The 21,953-nt window shown below is 72.9% G+C and carries 18 protein-coding genes; 9 read left to right on the top strand and 9 right to left on the bottom strand.

Features of this window, described 5'->3' with window-relative positions; all coding sequences use genetic code 11:
* Nucleotides 1-261: 261 nt before the first annotated feature.
* The 5 genes from OUQ99_RS03550 to OUQ99_RS03530 all read left to right on the top strand — a co-directional run bounded on the left by OUQ99_RS03550 (nt 262) and on the right by OUQ99_RS03530 (nt 4,922).
* Complete coding sequence (locus tag OUQ99_RS03550; protein ID WP_267950236.1) at nt 262-1,278, top strand: sensor histidine kinase; 1,017 nt, start codon at nt 262-264, stop codon at nt 1,276-1,278.
* Nucleotides 1,275-2,102, top strand: coding sequence for a LytR/AlgR family response regulator transcription factor (locus OUQ99_RS03545; RefSeq protein ID WP_267947989.1), 828 nt, complete (start codon nt 1,275-1,277; stop codon nt 2,100-2,102). The genes OUQ99_RS03550 and OUQ99_RS03545 overlap by 4 nt, the downstream gene beginning before the upstream one ends.
* Nucleotides 2,099-2,491 (top strand): hypothetical protein, encoded by a 393-nt coding sequence (locus OUQ99_RS03540; protein WP_267947988.1) that lies wholly within the window; start codon nt 2,099-2,101, stop codon nt 2,489-2,491. Before OUQ99_RS03545 ends, OUQ99_RS03540 begins: the two co-directional genes overlap by 4 nt.
* Nucleotides 2,488-4,140, top strand: a complete 1,653-nt coding sequence (locus OUQ99_RS03535; RefSeq protein ID WP_267947987.1) for a cation acetate symporter — start codon at nt 2,488-2,490, stop codon at nt 4,138-4,140. Before OUQ99_RS03540 ends, OUQ99_RS03535 begins: the two co-directional genes overlap by 4 nt.
* 77 nt (nt 4,141-4,217) lie before the next feature.
* Nucleotides 4,218-4,922, top strand: a complete 705-nt coding sequence (locus OUQ99_RS03530) for a hypothetical protein (protein ID WP_267947986.1) — start codon at nt 4,218-4,220, stop codon at nt 4,920-4,922.
* 163 nt (nt 4,923-5,085) lie between these two features.
* On the opposite strand, the gene OUQ99_RS03525 is transcribed toward OUQ99_RS03530, so the two are convergent.
* From OUQ99_RS03525 to OUQ99_RS03510, 4 genes are all read right to left on the bottom strand, one after another.
* A complete protein-coding gene (locus OUQ99_RS03525) occupies nt 5,086-5,859 on the bottom strand; it encodes a DUF4239 domain-containing protein (RefSeq protein ID WP_267947985.1) in 774 nt (257 codons plus the stop codon).
* Nucleotides 5,860-6,169: 310 nt separating this feature from the next.
* On the bottom strand, nt 6,170-7,978 hold the full coding sequence (locus tag OUQ99_RS03520; RefSeq protein WP_267950235.1) for a phosphoenolpyruvate carboxykinase (GTP): 1,809 nt from the start codon (nt 7,976-7,978) through the stop codon (nt 6,170-6,172).
* A gap of 624 nt (nt 7,979-8,602) precedes the next feature.
* Entirely contained in the window at nt 8,603-9,163 is a 561-nt protein-coding gene (locus OUQ99_RS03515) for a COG4315 family predicted lipoprotein (protein ID WP_267947984.1), read from the bottom strand.
* A 423-nt stretch (nt 9,164-9,586) separates the two neighbouring features.
* A complete protein-coding gene (locus OUQ99_RS03510; RefSeq protein WP_267947983.1) occupies nt 9,587-10,498 on the bottom strand; it encodes a universal stress protein in 912 nt (303 codons plus the stop codon).
* Between the two features lie 222 nt (nt 10,499-10,720).
* On the opposite strand from OUQ99_RS03510, the gene OUQ99_RS03505 reads away from it, so the two are divergent.
* A complete protein-coding gene (locus OUQ99_RS03505; protein WP_267947982.1) occupies nt 10,721-11,440 on the top strand; it encodes a DUF998 domain-containing protein in 720 nt (239 codons plus the stop codon).
* Here the strand turns inward: OUQ99_RS03505 and OUQ99_RS03500 are convergent.
* Both OUQ99_RS03500 and coaA read right to left on the bottom strand, forming a co-directional pair.
* The gene (locus OUQ99_RS03500; protein WP_267947981.1) at nt 11,430-13,601 is read right to left on the bottom strand and encodes a HelD family protein; all 2,172 of its coding nucleotides are present in this window, start codon (nt 13,599-13,601) and stop codon (nt 11,430-11,432) included. The two genes, OUQ99_RS03505 and OUQ99_RS03500, sit on opposite strands and share 11 nt — an antisense overlap.
* Nucleotides 13,602-13,956: 355 nt before the next feature.
* The gene (gene coaA / locus OUQ99_RS03495; protein ID WP_267950234.1) at nt 13,957-14,862 is read right to left on the bottom strand and encodes a type I pantothenate kinase; all 906 of its coding nucleotides are present in this window, start codon (nt 14,860-14,862) and stop codon (nt 13,957-13,959) included.
* Nucleotides 14,863-15,193: 331 nt separating this feature from the next.
* On the opposite strand from coaA, the gene glmS reads away from it, so the two are divergent.
* On the top strand, nt 15,194-17,047 hold the full coding sequence (glmS, locus tag OUQ99_RS03490; RefSeq protein WP_267947980.1) for a glutamine--fructose-6-phosphate transaminase (isomerizing): 1,854 nt from the start codon (nt 15,194-15,196) through the stop codon (nt 17,045-17,047).
* A 99-nt stretch (nt 17,048-17,146) separates the two neighbouring features.
* Here the strand turns inward: glmS and OUQ99_RS03485 are convergent, their stop codons facing one another.
* The gene (locus tag OUQ99_RS03485) at nt 17,147-17,530 is read right to left on the bottom strand and encodes an STAS domain-containing protein (protein WP_267947979.1); all 384 of its coding nucleotides are present in this window, start codon (nt 17,528-17,530) and stop codon (nt 17,147-17,149) included.
* A gap of 149 nt (nt 17,531-17,679) precedes the next feature.
* Complete coding sequence (locus OUQ99_RS03480; RefSeq protein ID WP_267947978.1) at nt 17,680-18,228, bottom strand: ATP-binding protein; 549 nt, start codon at nt 18,226-18,228, stop codon at nt 17,680-17,682.
* Nucleotides 18,229-18,528: 300 nt separating this feature from the next.
* On the opposite strand from OUQ99_RS03480, the gene OUQ99_RS03475 reads away from it, so the two are divergent.
* The gene (locus OUQ99_RS03475) at nt 18,529-19,437 is read left to right on the top strand and encodes a helix-turn-helix domain-containing protein (RefSeq protein ID WP_267947977.1); all 909 of its coding nucleotides are present in this window, start codon (nt 18,529-18,531) and stop codon (nt 19,435-19,437) included.
* Between the two features lie 417 nt (nt 19,438-19,854).
* Nucleotides 19,855-20,091 (top strand): DUF397 domain-containing protein, encoded by a 237-nt coding sequence (locus OUQ99_RS03470; RefSeq protein WP_267947976.1) that lies wholly within the window; start codon nt 19,855-19,857, stop codon nt 20,089-20,091.
* Between the two features lie 350 nt (nt 20,092-20,441).
* Here the strand turns inward: OUQ99_RS03470 and OUQ99_RS03465 are convergent, their stop codons facing one another.
* Nucleotides 20,442-21,788, bottom strand: a complete 1,347-nt coding sequence (locus OUQ99_RS03465) for a KamA family radical SAM protein (RefSeq protein ID WP_267950233.1) — start codon at nt 21,786-21,788, stop codon at nt 20,442-20,444.
* Between the last annotated feature and the right edge of the window lie 165 nt (nt 21,789-21,953).

Genomic DNA, 21,953 nt, shown 5'->3' with positions numbered 1-21,953 from the left:
CCTCCCGTCCCCGGTCCGGCCGCCGCCCCGAGTCCTCCCGTCCCGGGCCCGTCACCCCTCACCGGGTGGCGGGCCCGAGGCGCGCCCGCGGGGCGAGCACCCGGTCGGCCCTGGCAGAATCAGGAAAGGTGACCCCCGACACGTGAGCGTTGACACATTTTGCTGGGATATGGTCAGTCCGTGTCGTACCGGTGGCTGTCGCGGATATCCCCCTCCCGACGGCGCCCCGCGCCGTCGGAGCAGAGGGCGGGCGTCGATCTGATGCGCCAGGTCCACGCCCTCAGCGTCGACCTCCAGGACGGGCTGCACGGGAGGGGCGTCTTCTCCGCCGCCCGGAGGCTGTCCCGCCTCCTCGCCGCCGACGGCGTCGTCCTCGCCGACCTCGACGGGCCGGTCGCCTCCCACGGCGCCCGGTTCGACGCCGATGACGTGGCGGGGCTGCTCGCCCAGGTCTTCGAGTACGGCGGCAACGCCCGCAGGCGCCTCCCGGAGGGGGCCTCCGTGTGCGCGGTTCCCCTGACCGTGGCCGACGAGCTGGCGGGGGCCCTGGTCGTGTCCGGCCGCCCCGCGGAGGCCGACGTCGAGGCCGCCGCGGCGCTGGTGTCCGACGCCCTCGACCACGCGGCGCTGCGCCGCACCCGCGACCGGATCGCCGCCGCCGACCTGCGCACGCTCCGCGCCCAGATCTCCCCCCACTTCGTGCACAACGCCCTCGCGGTGATCGCCGCGCTGGTGCGCACCGACCCCGACCGGGCGCGCCACCTGCTGTCGGACTTCGCCGACTACCTGCGCTACGGCTTCTCCGAGAAGGGCGACTACGCGACCGTCTCCGACGAGCTGGAGGCCACCCAGACCTACCTCGAACTCCAGCGGGCCCGCTTCCACGACCGCCTGGACATCACCGTGCGCATGGCGCCCGAGGTGCTGCCCGTGGCGATCCCCTTCCTGGTGGTGCAGCCGATCGTGGAGAACGCGATCCGGCACGGGCTGGAGCGCAAGGAGGGCACGGGGCACATCAGCGTCTCCGGGTTCGGCGAGGGACCGCTGTGCGTGATCGAGATCGAGGACGACGGGGTGGGCATGCACCCGGACCTGGCCCGCTCCCTGCTGGCGGGGACCGGGCCCGAGTCGCGCAGCGTCGGGCTGGCCAACGTCGACCAGCGGCTGCGGGCCGTCTACGGACCCGAGTACGGTCTGGTGATCGAGACCGCGCCTGGGGAGGGGACGAAGGTGACCGTGCGCGTACCGAGGTTCACCCGGGGGGTGGTCGCCCAGTGAAGCCCGAGCTGCGGGTGCTGGTCGTCGAGGACGAGGCGTCCACCCGCCAGGAGATGGCGTCGCTGCTGGCCGACATGCCCGAGGTCGCCGAGGTCCACGCGGCCGACAACGGGGCCGCCGCCGTGCGGCTGCTGGGGACGACCACGATCGACGCCGCGTTCCTGGACATCCTCATGCCCGGACTGAACGGCATGGACGTGGCGCGCGTGCTGAGCGTGCTGTCCGAACCGCCCTCCATCGTGTTCGTGACCGCCTCCGAGACCCACGCCGTGGAGGCGTTCGGCATCGGGGCCGTGGACTACCTGCTCAAACCGATCCGCCCCGAGCGCCTGGCCGAGGCCGTGGGCCGCATAGCCCAGCTGCGCCGGCCCGCCGGGGCCGCGCCCCCCGCGGAGGACCTCCACGTGGTGCAGATCGACACGGGGCGGCGCACGGTGTTCGTCAAACGCGACGACGTGCAGTTCGTGGAGGCCCAGGGCGACTACGTCCGGCTCCACACCTCCGACGGCACCCACCTCATCCGCCTCTCCCTGTCCTACCTGGAGGAGGTGTGGGAGTCGGCGGGGTTCGTCCGCGTCCACCGGGGGTTCCTCGTCGCCATCCCGTGGGTGCGGGACCTGCGGGTGACCTCCTCGTCCGGCCTGGTCGCCGGGACCCCCGCCGGTGACGTCCCCGTGAGCCGCCGCCACGGCCGCCACCTCCGGGCCCAGCTGCTGGAGGCGGCCCGGCGCGACCAGCTCGGCCGCTCGGCGAACGCGCAGGGCGCGGCGGTGTCGCGGTCCAGGGACGGTGAGCACGACCAGCCCCACCGGCAGGAGCCATGAGCCCGCGCCGTGAGAAGCTGACCAGCCCGCAGACCCGGATCGCGCTCGCCCGGGGCAACCGGCCCGCCCAGCACCTCCTGCCGATCCCCGGCCCGGTGGACACCGAGGCGGCCCGGAAGCTGTTCCACGCCCAGCGGCGGACCGCCGTGCGCACCGTGGCCCTGCTGACGGTCCTGCTGTTCGGGGTGAGCGGCGCCTTCGCCGCCTTCCCCGTGCTCGGCCACGTCCGGCTGGGGGGCGTGCCGCTGTCGTGGCTGCTCCTGGCCGCGGGGATCTACCCGCTGCTGTTCGGCCTGGCGCTGTGGCACGTCCGCTCCGCCGAGCGCGTCGAGCGGCGTGCGGCACGGGAGGCGCCGAGGCGGGACGAGGACCCGGGACGGAAGCGGTGACCTCCGTCCTGGCGATAGGCCTCGTCCTGGTGACGAGCCTGGTCATCGGTGTCTACGGGGTGCGCGCCGCCCGCTCGACCTCCGACTTCCTGGTGGCCTCCCGCCGCGTCTCCCCCAACTGGAACGCGCTCGCGATCGCCGGCGAGTACCTGTCCGCCGCGTCCGTGCTGGGGCTCTCCGGCCTGCTGCTCAAGAACGGCCTGGGCACCATGTGGTACGCGGTCGGGTTCGCGGCGGGGTACGTCGCGGTCGTGGCGCTCGTGGCCGGTCCGATGCGCAGGTCGGGGGCGTTCACCGTGCCGGACTTCGCCGAGTACAGGCTGGGCGCGCCGCGCCTGCGCAAGCTGTGCGGGCTGGTCGTCCTGGTGATCATGCTGTTGTACCTGGTCCCCCAGTTCAAGGGGGCGGGGGTGGTGCTGAGCCTGGTCAGCGGAACGCCCTACTGGGTGGGCGTGCTGCTCGCGGGGGTGGTGGTGAGCGGCTCGATCGCCGCGGGCGGCATGCGCTCGGCCACCTACGTGCAGGCCTTCCACTACGTCGTCAAACTCGCGTTCATCGCCGTCCCCGCGATCTACCTGGTGGTGCACGCCGGCCCGGAGACCCGGGCGGAGGCGCTCAACCCCGAGTGGGGCACCCACTTCCCGGAGGCGACCCCGGTGGAGTTCACCGTGGACACCGACTTCAGCCTGGACGAGCCCGTGACGGTGACGACCCCCTCGGGCGACGGGGTGGAGCTCTCCGCGGGGGAGCACACGGTCGGGCAGGGCACCGAGTACGTCTTCCCCGAGGGCGCGACGATCCCGCACCCCGACGGACTCCCCGAGCTGGGCAGCGAGCGGTGGAGCACCCCGCTCCTGGACGTGGGGGGCTACCCGCTCTTCGAGACGTGGTCGACGCTGCTGGCGATCACGTTCGGCTGCATGGGCCTGCCGCACGTCATCATGCGCTTCCACACCAGCCCCACGGCGCGCACGGCGCGGCGCGTGGCGGTGGGCGTGATCGCCCTGCTCGGACTGTTCTACCTGTTCCCGATGGTGTACGGCCTGCTCGGCCGGGTGCTCACCCCGCAGCTGGTCCTGCTCCAGGGGACCGACACGGTCGCGGTGGTGCTGCCCGCCCAGGCGGTGCCGGGATCGGTGGGGACGGTGCTGACGGCCCTGGTCGCGGCGGGGGCCTTCGGCGCGTTCCTGTCCACCTCCTCGGGGCTCCTGCTGGCCCTCGCGGGCGGGCTGTCGCACGACCTGTTCCAGGGGAGCGTGCCCAGGCTGCGGCTGGCCGTGGTGGTCGGCGCCGGTGTGGCGGTGCTGCTCGCGCTGCCCGCGCAGATGATCGACATCAACGTGCTCGTGGTGTGGGCGTTCACGGTGGCGGCGTCGACGTTCTGCCCGCTGCTGGTGCTGGGGATCTGGTGGCGGCGGCTCACACTGGCCGGGGCGGCGTCCGGGCTGGCCGTGGGGGCGGTGACCGCGACGGGCGCGGTCGGCTGGTCGATCCTGTTCACGACCCCCGCCGGGTGGGTGACGGTGCTGCTGGCCCAGCCCGCGGCGTGGACCATACCGCTGGCGTTCGGGACGATGATGGCCGTGTCCGGGCTGACGCGTCCCCCCGACTGGGCCGAGCACGCGGTGCTGCGGCTGCACTCCCCCTGAACCCGCGGTTTCGTGGGCGGGGTCGGCGCCGACCCCGTACGATCACTCCATGACCTGATCGCGCCACGAGGAGTAACGTGTTTGCCTCCCGTCACGCCCTTCCCTCCCTGCTCGCGGCGAGCGCGCTGCTGTTCGCCTGCGGCGCGACCCCCTCCCTCGCCGGCGAGGAGAACCCCTCCGTGGACGCGGGCCCCTCGGGGGTGGGCGTGCACGGCGGAGGCGCCTCCGTCGACGTCGGCCCGTCGGGGGTGAGCGTCAACGCCCCCGGCGCCCTGGTGGAGGTCCGGGCGGGATCGTACGTCCTGGTGTGCGCCAACGGCGTGCGGGTGTTGGTCCACCACGGCGAGGCCCCCGCGTGCCCGCCCTACGACCCGCCCCCTCCCCCGCCCGAACCCGAGGTCCCCCCGGTCCCGGAGGAGCCCGAGCGGCCGGAGGAGCCGCCGCCCCCGGAGGAACCGGAGGAGGAGCCGCCCGGCGGGGCCGCGCCCCCCGGGGAGCCCGCCCCGGGGCCGCGGGAGCAGGAGCCCGCGGCGGCGGAGCCCTCCGGGGCGCCCGCGGCGGACCCGGCGGATCCGGCCGACCCCGCGGATCCGGCGGATCCGCAGGACGGGCCCGAGGCGGTCGAGGCCGCCCGCGAGGAGGTCCTCGCGGACACCTCCGCGGTCTCGGCCCAGGACTCCGGCGGCGCCTTCACACCCCTGCGGACCATGGTGATCGTGGCCGTCGTGGCGGTCGCCGCCGCCGCGGGCGGGGGCCGCGCCGCCGCGCGCGCGTCCGCCTGAGCGGGCCGCCCCGGCGGGCGGGGCCCGCCCCGGGTCTGCGGCCTGGTGGCGTGCGGGAGACAGGCCCCGCCCCCGATGATCTTGTACTTATAGACGTTCTCGGCGTCCAACCTCGCTATAAGTACAAGATCACGGTGAAGGGAGCGGGGCCACGGGCGGACGGCTAGCGCGCGCCGATCGCGTCGTCGGCCAGGTCGAAGGCGGCCAGCGCCGCCTCGATCCCCTCGGGATCGTTGGCCAGGACCTCGGTGAACGGGGTGCCCAGGTAGAAGAGCAGCAGGGTCGTGGCGAACACGAACACGAGGTTCACCGACGCCCAGAAGTAGGCCACCTTCGCCCCCCGCTCGATCATGACGAACGGCAGGACCGCGAGGGCCACGGCGGAGACCGCCGCGATGACGAGCAGGATGGACGGGACCCCGTCCCCCGCCGCGTTGCCGCGCTCGATGCGCGCGTCGCTGAGGTTGGTGATCTCCTGCCGGGCGGTCAGCCGGTCCAGGCCGTCCCCCGTGTCGGAGACCGACAGCACCCGGACCGACGCGGCCAGGACGGCGAGGGCGTCGTCGCCCTCGGCGCTCAGCTCCCCGTCCCGCTCCATCCGGGGCCAGTCCTCCTCCACGACGGTGGTCAGGTAGTGGCGCAGCTGGTCGCGCACCACCTCCGCCTCGTCCTCGGGGAAGGCGGTGGTGCTCCAGTACAGCGCCTGGGCCGCACCGGCCTCCGCGGCCACGCCGTCCTCCGCCGCCGTGTAGTCCTCCCAGGCGATCACCACCCCCATGGCGGCCGCCACGAGGTACAGCGCGAGTGCGCAGGGGGCGATGACGACGCCGACGGCGCCGCCCGAGGACTCGTCGCTGACGCGGAACCTCCGGGCGGCGAGCACGGCGCCGCCCACCATGGCGAAGAGGAGGAGAAGGACGAGTGCGAGGGTCATCATGGGTTTCCCAAGGGGGAGAGGGCGGGTCGGTACCCCATCGTTAGCACCGGCCCCCTCCCCGTTGCAGGGAAAAGAGAGAACGTCCCGGTATGTCCACCGACGCCGTGACCAGCGCGGATCACGGCCCGCCGGGACCGTGCACGGGCTCCGCCCGGCTCCTGGGCCGGGACGCCTCCGGGCGGTCGCGTACCGGAGCACGCCGCAGAACAGCGCGGGCGGACGGCCGGACACGCCGAGGGGGCGCGGGCGCCGCGGCGCCCGCGCCCCCTCGACCGCCGGCCCCGTGCGCGGAAGGGGGCGGCTCGGACGCCTACCGGTTCAGTCGGGCCAGCAGGGCGTGGTACTCGTCCCAGAGCTCGTCGGGCAGGTGGTCGCCGAAGGTCTTGAAGAACTCGGGCACCAGGGCGGCCTCCTGCTTCCACACGTCGCGGTCGACGGAGAGCAGGAACTCCAGGTCCCGGTCGGACAGGTCCAGGCCCTCGGTGTCGATCCCGTCGGCGGTCGGCAGGTAGCCGATCGGGGTCTCCACGGCCTCGGCCGTGCCCTCCAGCCGCTCGAAGATCCACTTGACGACGCGGCTGTTCTCGCCGAAGCCGGGCCACACGAAGCGGCCGTCGGCGTCCTTGCGGAACCAGTTCACGTAGAAGATCCTCGGCAGCCCGGCCGGGTCGGCCGTGGCGCCGACCTTCAGCCAGTGGGCGAAGTAGTCGCCCATGTTGTAGCCGCAGAAGGGCAGCATGGCGAACGGGTCGCGGCGGAGCTCGCCGACCTTGCCCTCGGCCGCCGCGGTCTTCTCGGAGGAGACGTTGGCGCCCAGGTACACGCCGTGCTGCCAGTCGAAGGACTCGCTGACCAGCGGCACGGCGGTGGCGCGGCGGCCTCCGAAGAGGATGGCCGAGATCGGCACGCCGGCCGGGTCCTCCCACTCGTCGGCGATGGTCGGGGCCTGGCCCGCCGGGGTGGTGAAGCGGGAGTTCGGGTGGGCCGCGGGCTCGGCGGAGTCCGGGGTCCAGGGGCGGCCCTTCCAGTCGGTCAGGTTGGCGGGCGCCTCCTCGGTGAGGCCCTCCCACCACACGTCGCCGTCGTCGGTCAGGGCGACGTTCGTGAAGATGCTGTTGCCCCACAGCGTGTCGATGGCGTTGGCGTTGGTCTTCGCGCCGGTGCCGGGCGCGACGCCGAAGAAGCCGGCCTCGGGGTTGATGGCGCGCAGCCGTCCCCGGGCGTCGAAGCGCATCCAGGCGATGTCGTCGCCGACGGTCTCGACCTTCCAGCCGGGGATGGTCGGCTGGAGCATGGCGAGGTTGGTCTTGCCGCAGGCGCTCGGGAAGGCGGCGGCGACGTAGTGCGAGGCGCCCTCGGGGGAGGTGACCTTGAGGATCAGCATGTGCTCGGCGAGCCAGCCCTCGTCGCGGGCCATCACCGAGGCGATGCGCAGCGCGTAGCACTTCTTGCCGAGCAGGGCGTTGCCGCCGTAGCCGGAGCCGTAGGACCAGATCTCGCGGGTCTCGGGGAAGTGCGAGATGTACTTGGTGGAGTTGCAGGGCCAGGCGACGTCCTCCTGGCCGGGCTCCAGCGGGGCGCCGACGGAGTGGACGGCCTTGACGAACTCGCCGCGCTCCTCGATGAGGCGCAGGGCGGCCGAGCCCATGCGGGCCATGATGCGCATGGAGACGACGACGTACGGGGAGTCGGTGATCTCGACGCCGAGCTGGGAGATGTCGCCGCCCAGCGGGCCCATGCAGAAGGGGACGACGTACATGGTGCGGCCGCGCATGGCGCCCGCGAAGACCTCGCCGAAGGTGGCGCGCATCTCGTCGGGGGCGATCCAGTTGTTGGTCGGGCCCGCGTCCTGCTCGCGCTCGGAGCAGATGTAGGTACGGTCCTCGACCCGTGCGACGTCGCTGGGGTCGGAGGTGCAGTAGAAGCTGTTGGGGCGTTTCTCGGGGTTCAGGCGCGTGAAGGTGCCCTGCTCGACCAGCTGGTCGGTCAGGCGGGTCCACTCCTCGTCGGAGCCGTCGCACCACACGACCTCGTCCGGCCGGGTGAGTTCCGCGATCTCACGGACCCAGGTGACGAGTTCCTCGTGCTTGGTCGGGGCGGCGCCCACGTCGATACCCACGGCAGTCACAGCGGCTCCTCTACGAAAGTCGAGATCTCTCGCATCATGAACGACGACCCCCCGCAGTGACCAATTGGTATAGGCCAATGGTCTATAGCGGTGATGCCGAAGAGTCGGTTTCCACTGCACAGCAAGGGATTCGGGTGGTCCACCAAGGCGCAGGAAACGTCGCGTTCGCTCTCCGTTCCGACACAGCTGGGAGCCGGTTTCCCCTGTCGGGACGGAGACCGCCCCCTCGCTCCCGACACACCGTGCTCTTCGTCACATACCGGTCTCCGGGTACCGGGGCCGCCACTAGACCTGTGGCGCGGGCGCCTCGGGACCCATCGCGGATCCGCCCATGTGGGCGCGCACGGACCGCCGCGCGGGGCCGGTCCGCCCAGGACGCGGACGGGAGGGGTGGGCGGCGGAGAAGGCCGTCCGGACCGGCCGGACCCGGTCGCGCAGGCGTCGGGGGCGGGGGGAGGCGGGATCGGTCGGAGAGCGCCGCGAGGCGCGCGGAGGCAGCCGGGGCGGCGCACGGAGGCCGGGTCGGGCCCGGGAGCGGGAAGCGGGAAGCGGGGACGCCGCGAGGCGCGCGGGCGTCGGGTCCGGGAGCGCCGGGGCGGTCCGGCGCGGGGGCGGTCAGCCCTGGGGGGCCGCGGCGGGGATGGTGATCGTCCCGCCGTAGACGTCCAGCGCGAACCAGGCCCCGTCGGCGCCCTGGCCGTTGGCCTCACCCGGCGCCGCGTCGCCCGTGTAGGTGTAGAGCGGCCACTCGGCGTAGGTGACCTGGGGCGCCCCGTCCAGCCGGGGAACCGCCGCGACCAGCTCGGGGCGCACGCCCTCGGCGGTCATCGGGACGGCCTCGGTCCCGGCCGCGGTGCGCAGGGGCTCCCACAGTGCGGCGCACTCCTCGACGCAGGTGGGGCCGGCCCCCTCGTCCTCGGTGAACAGGTAGAGCGTGTTGCCCCCGCCGTCGGTGAGCAGGAGGCCGAGCACGGGGTGGTCGGCGGCGGACAGGGTGGCCTGGCCGTCGACCAGTGCCGCCCTCTGCTCCTCCGACTCGGTCGCCTCGGGGGTGCCGGTCGCCGCGACGGGCCCGGCGGGCTCCTCCTCACCGGTTGCGGCGCCGGCGCCGCAACCGGTGAGCAGCCATGACACGGCCATTCCGGCGGCGAGGACGCCCTTCGCGGAACCGTTCACGACTTCCCCCGTCGATTCTCGACTGCTCTGCTGTTCGGCGCGGCCACTGCAAGTGAAAAGAGTATGGACGACGCGGACCTTGTCCCGCGAGTAAAATAGGAAGCCTTTTCCCGGGCTCTCCGCTGAACTGCGGCTTCGCGCGAAAAAACCTGCGCCCCGGGCGCGGGCACCGGCAGTGCGGGCGCCTCCCGCACCACGGGCCCTGCCGCGGATCCGGCCCCTTCGGACCCCGCTCCCGCGTCCCGTGCCGGCCGCCCGGCCTCCCCATTCGATCCGGCCGCCGGATATCCGCAGAATAGGGGCCGCGATTGTTCGGCCACCGGAAATCGTTTCACCGGAGCGAGCCGACGGAAACGCCTTTACGCGGCCGGGACCGCGCCCTTCACGAAGGGCCGCGCCCCGGCGCGCGTCCGCCCCCGGGGGTCACCGCAGGATCGCGACCGGGCCGCGCGCGCCGTGCAGGACGGAGTGGCTCACCGACCCGAGCAGCAGCCCCCGGAACCCCCCGCGTCCGCGCGACCCCACCACGATGAGGTCGGCGGGCGTGGCCTCCTCCAGGAGGGCCACCACCGGGTGCGCGCGCACGACCCGGGTGCTCACCGCCACGCCCGGGTGGTTCAGGCGGGCGTCCGCCAACTCGTCCTCCAGTGCCTGGCGGGCCGCCTCCGCCGCGGTCGCGTCGTCGAACAGCTCCGGCGGGATCGGCCCGGTCGCGGCGGCGAACGCCACCAGGGGCTGCCAGGCGCTCACCGCGACCAGTTCGGCCCCGGCGAACTCCGCCTGCCCGAAGGCGAAGTGCGCCGCCCTCCTGCTGGGTTCGGACCCGTCGACGCCGACGATCACCCGGCCGCGCACCCCGTGCGCCGCGGCGTGGTCGCGGGGCAGCACCACCACGGGGACGGGCGAGCGGGCGGCCAGTTCGATGCCCACGGAACCGACGAACGCCGCGACGATCCCGCTCAGGCCGCGCGACCCCACGACCACGGCGACGGCGCCCTCCGCGGCCGCCTCCGCCAGCAGCGCCTCCACCGGGCGCGCGTACGACAGGCGGGTCTCCACACGGAGTTCGGGGAAGAGCCGCCCGACCCAGTCGCCGGCGTACCCCAGCAGCTTCTCGGTGTTCTGCGTGTCGGTCTCGTCGGGGGGCTCCGCCCGATCGGTCCACCCGTGCCCGCCGAAGACGCCCGCCGAGGCCACCGGCCCGGCGGCGGCGACGATCCGCAGACCGAGACCCCGCAGCGCCGCCTGGTGCGCCGACCATTCCAGCGCGTGGCGGCTGGACTCCGTGCCGTCGACCCCCACGATCACCCATCGCGTCGTGGATGCGCCGTCCATGCGTGCGCCCTTCTCGTCGGTCGTCCCGTATCCCGCGTGTCCGCCGGTGTCCCCCGATGATGCCGGGTGAACACTCAACCGCGGATAACAGTGCCGCCGCGAGTTGGGTGACGTCGGGTCCCGAAAAGCGTAGGGTCCCAGGACAGCGGTGTTTCGACGGCGACCTCGCCGGTGTGTCCCGCCCGGGGGACGGGTGGGACAACCGTGAGAGCAGGGGGCACGATGCCAAACTCCGGGCAGCTGCACTGGGACTCCAGGGACGGCAGGGTCGCCGCGGTCGCGGCCGCCGTCGCCTACAGCCTGTGGACGCTGGAAGTCGTCCTCCCCGGCGGCGGGACGGCCGCCCAGGGCGCGCTGGCGGACCCGGACGCGGCCTTCGGCCGCTTCCTGGACAGCGCGCACCGCGTGGCCGCCATCCTGGTGGTGGTCGCCGCCGCGCTGGGGCTGGCCATGGGAGCCCGGGAGACCGTCCCGTGGCTCACGGTCTCGTGGTGGTCCATGGCCGTGTTCGGCGCCGCCTCGCTGGTGGCGGCGGTGCTGCCCGGGCGGTGCGTGGTGGCCACCGACGCGGCGTGCGCGGCGGAGTCGCTGGCGGAGGGGGCGGGCGGCACGACCGCGGCCCAGGGCGTGTTCGCCCTGGTCGCCATCCTCGCCGCGCTGGTCGGGGTCGCGATGCTGGCGGTGGACCGGTACCGGGCCGGGGACCGGGCGTGGCCGCTCGTCGCGGTCGTGGCGGTGCTCCAGGCGGTGGCCGCCGTCGCCGTCCTGGTCCTGGCCTTCCGGGTGTACGCGGCGGCGGCCGGGGACGGCCCCGGCGCCGCCCCCGGCCTGCTGGAGCGCGCCCACCTGGTGACGGTCGCGCTGTGGCTGCTCGCCGCGGGGCTCCTGCGCGGCCCGTGGAGGCGCACCGGGCCCGCCCGGCCCGCGGACCTCAGCCCGTGACGGCGTCGCGCAGCGCCTCCGGGAGGGGGCGCTCGTGCACCACGTGCAGTGTGCTGACCGCCCGGGTGAGCACCACGTAGAGCCGGTTCACGCCCCGTTCCTCCGCGTCGACCACCGCGGCGGGCTCGGCGACCACGACGGCGTCGAACTCCAGGCCCTTGGCGAGGGACGCGGGCACGGCCACCAGGCGGCTCGCGTCCAGCCCGGCGCCGTCCTCCCCGAGCAGCGGTACGGGCAGGCCCTCGGCGGCGAGGTCCGCCCTCAGCGCGGCGAGGCCGGCGTCGGCGGCGATGAGGCCGACGGAGCCCTCTCCCTCCAGTGCGGTGCGGCACGCGTCCGCCACGGCCGCCGCCAGCCCTCCGGCCGCCGGGGTGACACGGAGCGACCCGGGTGAGCGGCGCACCGCCACCGGGGCGCCGAGCCCGGGGGCGATGGCGGGCAGGAGCCGGGCCGCGAAGTCGATGATCTGGGCCGGGACGCGGTACCCCCGGTCCAGGACCCTGAGGTGGCCGGTGGGCTTGCCGAGGTGTTCCAGGAGCGTGGACCAGTTCGCGGCGGCCGAGGGGCTGGTGCCCTGGGCGATGTCGCCGAGGACCGTGAGCGAGCCCGAGGCGCACCGGCGGCCCACGGCGCGGCACTGCATCGGGCTCAGGTCCTGCGCCTCGTCCACCACGATGTGGCCGAGACCGGCGGGGCGCCCGATCAGGGCCGAGGCCTCGTCGATGAGTGCCAGGTCCTCCTCCGACCAGCGGGCGCTCCGGGGGCCGCGGGGCCGCCCCGGGAGGAGGACGGCGGCCTGCTCCTCCGGGCTCAGGAGGCCGTCGGCGGCACGGGCGAGCCGTTCGGGGTCGGTGAGCAGGCCGAGCACGAGCTTGATCGGGTCGGCCTTGGGCCACATGGCGGTGACCGCGGACCGCACGGCCGGATCGCGGCGCACCTGCGCGTGGGTGCGGTCGTCGCACGCCTCCCCCTCGCCCTCCATGAGGCTCAGGACGGCGTGGGCGATGCGGTGGGAGAGGAGTTCCCGACCGGAGCCGTAGGCGACGCCCCGCTCGGCGAGCTCGTCCAGGAGCGGGCGCAGGTCCTCCGGGTACAGGCGCCAGCGGCGCGAACCGCGGCGGACCATGACGGCCTCCTCCGGGGTGCGCAGGTGGGACCACAGGTCGCGGCGCAGGACCTCGGCCATGCGCGCCCGGCCCTTGACCCGGGCGGCGGCGGGCTCCTCGACCCGTCCGATCCACCCGGCCGCGGGGCGGGAGCGCTCGGGCAGGTCGCGGGTGAGCAGCTCGGTGACGGTGGTCTGGTGGACGTCGACCTCGCCGAGCGCGGGCAGGACGTCGTGGATGTAGGAGAGGAAGGAGCGGTTGGGCCCGATGATGGCCACACCGCTGCGGGACAGCCGTTCGCGCTCCGTGTAGAGGAGGAAGGCGATGCGGTGCAGGCCCACCGCGGTCTTGCCGGTGCCGGGCGCCCCCTGGACGCACAGGGTGGTGCCGAGCGGTGCGCGGACGAGGTCGTCCTGCTCGGGCTGGATGGTGGCGACGATGTCGCGCATGGGGCCGGTGCGGGGGCGCTCGATCTCCGCGTTCAGGAGTTCGCCCCCGCCCTGGCCGGCCTCGGGCGGGGCGTCGGTCAGCGCCTCGTCCTCGAAGGCGGTGAGCAGCGCCTCGGGTTCGGCGTCCGGTCCCGGGGTGACGGTGGTGAAGCCGTAGCGGCGCCGGACCCGGACGGACATCCGGTCCTGGGGCGAGGCCCGGTAGTAGGCGACGCAGATCGGGGCGCGCCAGTCCAGGACCATGGGGCGCCCGGACCTGTCGTGGATGTGGCGGCGGCCGATCTGGACGCGGTCGGCGTCGGCGGAGCCGTCCGGGGCGGGGGCGCCGCCGGGGTCGTCGTCGAAGAAGACGGTGCCGGGGTCGAAGTCGAGGCGGCCGAAGAAGAGGGGCGCGCCCGGCACCTCGGCCAGGGCGGCGAGGCGCCGCTCGCGGCCGCGGCGGAGGGCCGCGTTGGTGACCTTGTCGTTGACGACGTCGCCCAGCACGAGTTCGCTGCCGGCGACCTCCTCGCGCATCCGCCGCAGGGCCTCGCGGGCGGCGGTGAGCCGGTCGCGTTCGGCCTGGAGCGCGTCGTTCGAGGGCACGGAGGGATCGGTGGTGGTCATGACGAAGACCTCGGGAGGTTCGGCGGGACAGTGGCGCGGCGACGCGCGTGCGCTGGTCCCGCCCCGGAGCCCGCGAGGGGCCCGGTTCGTTCCGATCCTTGAGAGCGCACGACACCCGGTGCAGGGGCGCGGCCGAAAAGAGAGACCACACTAACCCGCCGTCCGGCCCCGGCCAAACCGGCCTCCCGCGCAGCGAGCCCGCGAGCTCGCCGAGAACACCGAGGGGCGTGCCAGGGTCCTGCAGGAGGAGACAAGCCGCGAGCGAGGAACGAGCGACAGGCGCAGACGACGAAGGCCCCTGGCTTCCAGCGCCCCGAGCCCGCGCAGCGAGCCCGCGAGCTCGCCGAGAACACCGTCAGGTCTTGCGCAGCCGCACCCGCCGGACGCGGTGGTCGTCCCCCTTGTAGAGGATGAGGGTGGCGCGCCCCCGCGTCGGGCGGATGTTCTCGACGAGGTTGACCTCGTTGATGGTGCGCCAGGTGTTGGCGGCGAACTCCAGGGCCTCTTCCTCGCGGATGGTGGTGGCCATGTGGTGGAAGTAGGAGCGGGGGTCGGAGAACGCGGTCCGGCGCAGTTCGCGGAAGCGGTCGAGGTACCAGTTGCGGATGTTCTCGACCTTGGCGTCGACGTAGATGGAGTAGTCGAAGAAGTCGGCCACGGCCAGGCGTCCCGCGGTGGCGGGCTGGAGGACGTTGATGCCCTCGACGATGAGGATGTCGGGGCGGTGCACGGACTGCCGTTCGCCCGGGACGATGTCGTAGTTCAGGTGGGAGTAGACGGGGATGTCGATGCGGTCGGCCCCGGCCTTCATCTCCGACACGAAGCGCACGAGCGCGCGGCGGTCGTAGCTCTCCGGGAAGCCCTTGCGCCGCATGAGCCCCCGCGACTCCAGGACGGAGTTGGGGTACAGGAAGTTGTCGGTGCTGACCAGTTCCACGTTCGGGTGGTTGGGCCACTGCGCGAGGAGGGAGCGCAGGAGCCGCGCCGTGGTGGACTTGCCCACGGCGACGCTGCCCGCGACGCCGATGATGAACGGCGCCGGGCGGTCCGCCTCGCCGAGGAAGGCGCGGACGGCGGCGTGCCGCTGCTGGGTCGCGCCCACGTAGAGGTTCAGCAGGCGCGACATCGGCAGGTAGACGTCCCGCACGTCCTCCAGGGAGGTGGGGTCGGTGGTACCGCGGAGCTCTGCCAGGTCGGCCTCTGTCAGGGAGAGGGGTGTGGAGGCCCGCAGGGCCGCCCAGGCCGCCCGGTCCAGCTCCACGTACGGTGAGGAGAGGCCGTTCTTCGTCGTGTGAGACACGAATGACCACCCTAGACGAGGGGGTCGTCCGGATTCGGCAGCCGGTCCCCGCTAGCCCCGAACCGGGGCGGAACGTGCCCGAAACCACACGTTCACGGTGGTGTCTCCAAAGGTTTTTCGGCGGGTCGCGAGCCGGGGGAAATCGGTTCCACTCGGCGCCCCCGCATGCCCCCCACCTGCGTGGTATGGCCCCCATGCACCAAATGGTCTATACCGCCACCTGCGAAAACAACCAGTGGTATGGGTAGGTGGTTGGTCGATCCGGCGTCCTTTTTCGCCTACGCTGGCGGCCATGTGCGGAATCGTTGGCTACGTCGGGCCGCAACCGGCGCTTCAGGTCGTCGTGGACGGCCTCGCAAGGTTGGAGTACCGCGGATATGACTCCGCGGGTGTGGCGGTGCTGGGCGACGGCGCCCTGCGCACGGAGAAGCGCGCGGGCAAGCTCGCCAACCTGCGCCGGGCCCTGGAGGAACGGCCGATCTCCGGCGAGGGGGCCGGTATCGGGCACACGCGTTGGGCCACCCACGGTGCCCCGAACGACGTCAACGCCCACCCCCACGTGGACAACGGCGGACGTGTCGCGATCGTCCACAACGGCATCATCGAGAACTTCGCGGCGCTCCGCCTGGAGCTGGAGGAGCAGGGCTGCAAGTTCCTCTCCGAGACCGACACCGAGGTGACCGCGCACCTGCTCAGCACCGAGCTGGCCGAGCGCGGCGACGGGGACCTGCCCGCGGCCATGCGCGCGGTGTGCAAGCGGCTGGAGGGCGCTTTCACCCTGGTCGCGACGTCCGTGGACGACCCCGACCTGGTGGTGGCCGCCCGTCGCAACTCGCCGCTGGTCGTCGGCCGCGGCGTGGGCGAGAACTTCCTGGCGAGCGACGTGGCCGCGTTCATCGCGCACACCCGCGAGGCGGTCGAGCTGGGCCAGGACCAGGTGGTCGAGCTGCGGCCGGACTCCGTGGTCGTCACCGACTACGAGGGCAACCCCGTCGAGGTCCGCGAGTACCACGTCGACTGGGACGCGTCCGCCGCCGAGAAGGGCGGCTACGACTACTTCATGCTCAAGGAGATCGTCGAGCAGCCGCGCGCGGTGGCCGACACGCTCCTGGGCCGCCTGTCGGTCGACGGGCTGCTGACCCTGGACGAGATGCGGCTGACCCCGGAGGACCTGCGCTCCGTCGAGAAGATCGTCATCATCGCCTGCGGGACCTCGTACCACGCGGGCCTGATCGCCAAGTACGCCATCGAGCACTGGTGCCGCATCCCGTGCGAGGTCGAGGTGGCCAGCGAGTTCCGCTACCGGGACCCGATCCTGGACCAGCAGACCCTGGTCATCGCGATCTCCCAGTCCGGCGAGAGCATGGACACCCTGATGGCGGTCCGCTACGCCCGGGAGCAGCGCGCCCGCGTGCTGGCGATCTGCAACGTGAACGGGTCGACCATCCCCCGCGAGTCCGACGGCGTCCTGTACACGCACGCGGGCCCCGAGGTCGGGGTGGCCGCCACCAAGACCTTCATGACCCAGCTGATCGCCTGCTACCTCGTCGGCCTGTACCTGGCCCAGGTGCGCGGGCTGAAGTTCGGCGACGAGATCACGGCGGTCATCGCCCAGCTCGCCACGATGCCGGAGCAGGTCGACAAGGTCCTGAAGACGGTGGAGCCGGTCCGCGAGCTGGCCCGCTCGCTCTCCGACGCCGACACGGTGCTGTTCCTGGGCCGCCACGTGGGCTACCCGGTGGCGATGGAGGGCGCGCTCAAGCTCAAGGAGCTGGCGTACATGCACGCCGAGGCGTTCGCGGCCGGCGAGCTGAAGCACGGCCCGATCGCGCTGATCGAGGACGGCCTGCCGGTCGTCGTCGTGGTGCCCTCCCCGAAGGGCCGCAGCGTGCTGCACGACAAGATCGTGTCGAACATCCAGGAGGTGCGCGCCCGCGGCGCCCGCACCATCGTGATCGCCGAGGAGGGCGACGAGGCGGTGCGCCCGTACTCGGACGTGCTCATCGAGATCCCGGCGGTGCCGACCCTGCTCCAGCCGGTCGTCGCGACGATCCCGATGCAGGTGTTCGCGTGCGAGCTGGCCCTGGCCAAGGGCAACGACGTGGACCAGCCGCGCAACCTGGCCAAGAGCGTCACGGTCGAGTAGGGGGGACATCCCTCCTGGGGGCGCTTCCGGCACGGCCGCCGGGGGCGCCCCCTTCGCGTGCGGCGTCCGGCCGCCGGGGCGCCCGCCGAGGGGGCCGGGTCAGCGCAGGGCGCCGGGCGGGTGTCCGTGGCGGGGCGCCGCGTGGGCGGCGACCGCCGCGGCGACACCGTCGTGGGTCGCCAGGACGTCGCGCAGGCCCAGGACGTCGAGGATCCGCGAGAGCTGGCGGGTGGGCCCGGCCAGGAGGAGGTGGTGCTGGACCCTCGTGGCTCCGCGCAGTGCGCGGACGAGCATGTTGACGCCGGAGGCGTCGATGAACTCCACGGCGGACAGGTCGACGACGACGCAGCCGTCCGCCGTGGCCGCGGCGATCCGGGCGAGCGCCCTCTCCGCGGTGGCGATGTCGATCTCACCGGTCAGTCCGACGACGGTGGTGGTCCCGTCGCAGAGGAACTGGTCCTGTTCCGTGTCCAGCACGGCCACGCCTCGCTCCCGGGATGGGGTGTGGGAAAGTCCTGTCACGACGCGGTCGGTCAAATACCGACATGCGTTGACAGCCTACTCTTCCCGGGCGGCTCCGCCGCGTCGTCCACAGCTCCCGAGGCACCGCGGCCGCGCGGTTGCGGGGTGGGTCAGTCCTCGCCGCCGCACACGGCCCAGACGACCTTGCCGCCGCGGCCGAGCGGGTTCCAGCCCCATTCGCGGCTGAACGCCGCGACCAGTCCGAGGCCGCGGCCGGACTCGGCGAAGTGGTGCGCGTCCATCTTGACCGGCGCCTTCGCGCTCTCGTCGGCGACCATGCACAGGATCCCGCCGCGCTCGCCCAGGCGGCGCAGTTCGACCACCACCGGAACGCCGGCGGGGTCCCCCTCCCCCGCCACGGCGTGGCGGCAGGAGTTGCCGACGAGCTCGGAGACGATCAGCCGGACGTCCTCCTGCACGCCCTCGGCGCCCCACTCCTCCAGGACGGACGCGGCGAAGTCGCGTGCCCGGCGGACCGAGCCGGGGACGGAGCCGAACGCCCTGGCGGCGCCCTCCTGGGACCGGGAGGCCTGGCCGACGGCGAGGCGGCACGGCGGGTGGTTCCACCAGGACGGGAGGTCGTCCGACGCCTCCGCGAGGGAGGGACGACTCCAGGACGGCCCGGAGTCCAGCTCCGAGGACACCAGCTCTGCGTTCATCACGGTCCTCACGAGTGTGATGGCGGGTTCGCGCGGACTTGCCTGACGCGACCCCCTGTGGCTTACATCTGTAAGACACGGATGCACGTGCAGTTCAACGTCCGGGCAAGACTATAGGACGAACGACCCTTATCGGTAGATCCTCGTCAAAGAATTCCCACACGGGGACGCGCGTTTACTCCAAGCCCAGAAGAGGCGCTTAGGCCACGAACCAATCCCCCCTCGCCCCTGTCCGCAACCTCGGACGCGTGGGTATACTGAGCGGTCGCTACGGGCCAAAGCCGCTACACAGGAGGCGATGTGGTCGCCGATCACGCAACGAATCTCCAGGTCACTCAAGATTTTCTGGCCAATTCCAGTGGTGGCCCCACCGTCCTCCGCATTCTCCTCGGAACCCAGCTCCGGCGGCTCCGCCAGGAGAAGGGCATTTCGCGGCACGACGCCGGATACGCCATCCGGGCCTCCCACGCCAAGATCAGCCGCATGGAGCTCGGCCAGGTCAGCTTCAAGCGCCGGGACGTGGACGACCTCCTCCAGCTCTACGGGGTGGACGACCCCCAGCAGCGCGAGGCCCTCCTCGGCCTGATCTCCAGCGCCAACGCCCAGGGCTGGTGGCACAAGTACGGCGACGTGCTGCCCCAGTGGTTCGGCGTCTACGTCGGCCTGGAGGAGTCCGCCTCGATCATCCGCACCTACGAGGTCCAGTTCGTCCCGGGGCTGCTCCAGAGCGAGGACTACGCCCGCTCGGTCATCCGGCTGTCCCGGACGGCCACCTCCGAGGAGGACGTCGACAGCCGGGTGATGATGCGCATGCACCGCCAGCGCAGATTCGTGGAACCCCAGGCCCCGCGTCTGTGGGCCGTGATCGACGAGGCCGTCCTGCACCGCCCCTACGGCGACGCCGAGGTGATGCGCGGCCAGGTCGAGCACCTGATCGAGATGGCCCGGCGCCCCAACATCACCATCCAGATCGCGACCTTCGCGATGGGCGGGCACCCCGCCGCGGGCGGCCCGTTCAGCATCCTGCGGTTCCCCACCCCGCAGCTGCCCGACGTGGTCTACCTGGAGCAGCTGAGCAGCGCCCTGTACTTCGACAAGTACGAGGACACCAACCGCTACTCCCAGACGATGGACCACCTCGCCACCCAGGCGCCGCCGCCCACCGCGACCGAGGAGATCCTCCGCGGCTTCCTGGAGCGCTACCCCTGACCCTCCCCGCCTCCCCGCACCCTCCGCCGCACGCCCGGTCGCTCTCAGCGCCCGGGCGTTCGCTTTGCGCTCCCGGAACGGGTTCCCGGCTGACCGGCTTCGGCCACGAGTGGAGAACGATCCGGCCCCGGAGAACCGCGCGCCTCTCCCCCACGTTAGGTGTGACGTGCGGTTTCGAACCCGAATCACCCGCCGTCCTTGCATAGGTACTTACGGACGTAATCACCAATGCACGTGCATGAGCTACGCTCTGACTCGCACCGGGACGAAACAACCCACCACGGGACGGTTCGCCCCCCACAGGGCGTCCGCCCGCAAGGCGGGCCCGGTGGCGAGACACGACGGGCGCGGTGAAGGATCTACCGCGTGTGGACAGATCCCCGCTCACGAGTCCCCCCGAAGTTCCAGGAGGTTGAGATGCATCCGATCTACAACGGCGTTCCCGCGAGCCGGCTGCCCAAGGTCGTCTGGACCAAGAGCAGCTGGAGCAATCCGGACGGGAACTGCGTCGAGGTCGCCGCGCTCCCGGACGGGGACATCGCCGTGCGCAACTCCCGCGACCCCCAGGGGCCGGCGCTCGTGTACACCCCCGCCGAGATCGAGGCCTTCGTCCGCGGCGCCAAGACCGGTGACTTCGACGCCCTCCTGAGGTGACACCGCCCCGAAGGGCCGCGACCCCCTCGCCGCACCTCCGGCCTCCCCCGTCCCCGCCCCCGGTCCCCCGCGACCGCCCCACCGAGACCAGCCCCGGAAGACGTCCGCGCCGATGGCCCCCGTGACCACCCCGGTTCACGGGGAGGCCTCTCCGTCCACGGCGCGGACGCACGCGGAGCCCGGCACCACGATGTGGTGCCGGGCTCCGTCGCGTCCGGCCGGGGCCGCCGGCGCGGCCCCGCCCCAGGGACGCTCCAATTCCCCTGGGACGGGGCGCCGACGGCCCCGCCGGGCCTCCGCGGTCCTTCCGATGCCCTGTGCCCGGGCCCCGCTCCGCGGACGGGCGGTTCCTACAGGCGGGTGGGGTCCACCGGTCCTCCGCTCCCGCCGACCGGCGGAGCCTCCCACGGGAAGTGGGTGGCGCCCAGGGCGGGCTTGAGGTCGAACAGCCACGCCGCCTTCTCGTCGTACTTGGCGAAGAAGGGGCGGCCGACCAGCTCCGGGTCCCGGGCCTGGATGAAGCGCAGGACGAAGACCTTCTCGCCCGCCACCTCCGCCACGCCGTCCACGCAGACCTTGCCCGGCGTCGCCGACATCGAGGGCCCCCGCACCGTGCGGGCCAGCCCGGACACCTTGGTGTAGGCGCCCCGGAAGATCTCGTAGGCCTCGGCGAGCGGGACCGCGAAGTAGTCCTGGGGACCGGTGTCGCGCTCCACGAACATGTAGTACGGGACCATCCCGTGCCGCAGGTGGGTGCGCCACATGCTCTCCCACACGGCGGGGTCGTCGTTGATCGTGCGGATCAGCGGCGCCTGCGTGCGGATGACCGCCCCGGTCGAGCGGACGCGGCGGACCGCCTCCTGGACCAGCTCGGGACGCATCTCGTTCGGATGCGAGAAGTGGGCCATGAACGCGAGGTTCTTGCCCGACGCGACGACCTTCTCGAAGAGGCGCAGGGTGTCGTCGGCGTCCGGGTCGGTGACGAAGCGCTGCGGCCAGTAGGCCAGCGCCTTCGTACCGATGCGGATGGCCTCCAGGTGCTCGATCTCCAGCAGCGGCTCGATGTAGCGGGAGATCACCCCCTCGCCCATGATCATCGGGTCGCCGCCGGTGAACAGCACGCTGGTGACCTCGGGGTGCGTGCGGACGTAGTCGACCAGCTGGTCGATCTCGCTCGACGCGAACTTGAGGTCGGCGTCGCCGACGAACTGGGCCCAGCGGAAGCAGTACGTGCAGTACGCGTGACAGGTCTGCCCCTGCTTGGGGAAGAAGAGCACGGTCTCCTTGTACTTGTGCTGGACGCCGGGGATGGGCTCCTCGTCGGCCGTCTTCGGCACGTTGAGGTCCATCTGTCCCGCCGGGTGCGGGTTCAGACTCGCCCTGATCCGGTTGGCCGCGTCGTTGAGCTCCTTGCGCGGAGCGCCGGAACGCAGCAGGTCGGACATCCTGGACACGTCGCCCGGGGGCAGCATGTCGGCTTGTGGGAAGACCAGCCGGTAGATCGGATCGTCCGGAGCGGCATCCCAGTCGATCAGCTCGTCGACGACGTAGCTGTTGACGCGGAACGGCAGCACCGTGGCCACCGCCTGCACCGCGAGTCGCTCATCGGCGGCGAGACCGGCTCGCGCGGTGAGCTCGTCGAGGTGTTTCGTCGTGTAGGCACGAAACCGACGTCCGGCGGACGGGGACTGTGCCACGTCTGGCGTAACGCTCACGCTTCTCCTCTCCTGTGTGTGTGCAGGGCCGCCCCCGGGCAATCGGGCAGCCCTGATCCGGCGGCTCCGGTGCGGGTGCACCGGTCGACCTCCGGAACGGTGATCCAGTGTGGTTGTCCTACGCTCTCGGAGCGTGATGAGGCCCTG

It is taken from the genome of Streptomonospora nanhaiensis, from assembly GCF_026642255.1.
GTDB classification, from domain to species: Bacteria; Actinomycetota; Actinomycetes; order Streptosporangiales; family Streptosporangiaceae; genus Nocardiopsis; species Nocardiopsis tropica.
Note: the sequence above shows the minus strand (reverse complement) of the source record. Positions and strands in the feature narration are given on the sequence as shown.

Coding starts and splice junctions, on each gene's coding strand:
- OUQ99_RS03550 (WP_267950236.1), top strand. CDS start 262: ATGCGCCAGGTCCACGCCCTCAGCGTCGACCTCCAGGACGGGCTGCAC.
- OUQ99_RS03540 (WP_267947988.1), top strand. CDS start 2,099: ATGAGCCCGCGCCGTGAGAAGCTGACCAGCCCGCAGACCCGGATCGCG.
- OUQ99_RS03525 (WP_267947985.1), bottom strand. CDS start 5,859: ATGATGACCCTCGCACTCGTCCTTCTCCTCCTCTTCGCCATGGTGGGC.
- OUQ99_RS03510 (WP_267947983.1), bottom strand. CDS start 10,498: ATGGACGGCGCATCCACGACGCGATGGGTGATCGTGGGGGTCGACGGC.
- OUQ99_RS03505 (WP_267947982.1), top strand. CDS start 10,721: ATGCCAAACTCCGGGCAGCTGCACTGGGACTCCAGGGACGGCAGGGTC.
- OUQ99_RS03500 (WP_267947981.1), bottom strand. CDS start 13,601: ATGACCACCACCGATCCCTCCGTGCCCTCGAACGACGCGCTCCAGGCC.
- glmS (WP_267947980.1), top strand. CDS start 15,194: ATGTGCGGAATCGTTGGCTACGTCGGGCCGCAACCGGCGCTTCAGGTC.
- OUQ99_RS03480 (WP_267947978.1), bottom strand. CDS start 18,228: ATGAACGCAGAGCTGGTGTCCTCGGAGCTGGACTCCGGGCCGTCCTGG.
- OUQ99_RS03470 (WP_267947976.1), top strand. CDS start 19,855: ATGCATCCGATCTACAACGGCGTTCCCGCGAGCCGGCTGCCCAAGGTC.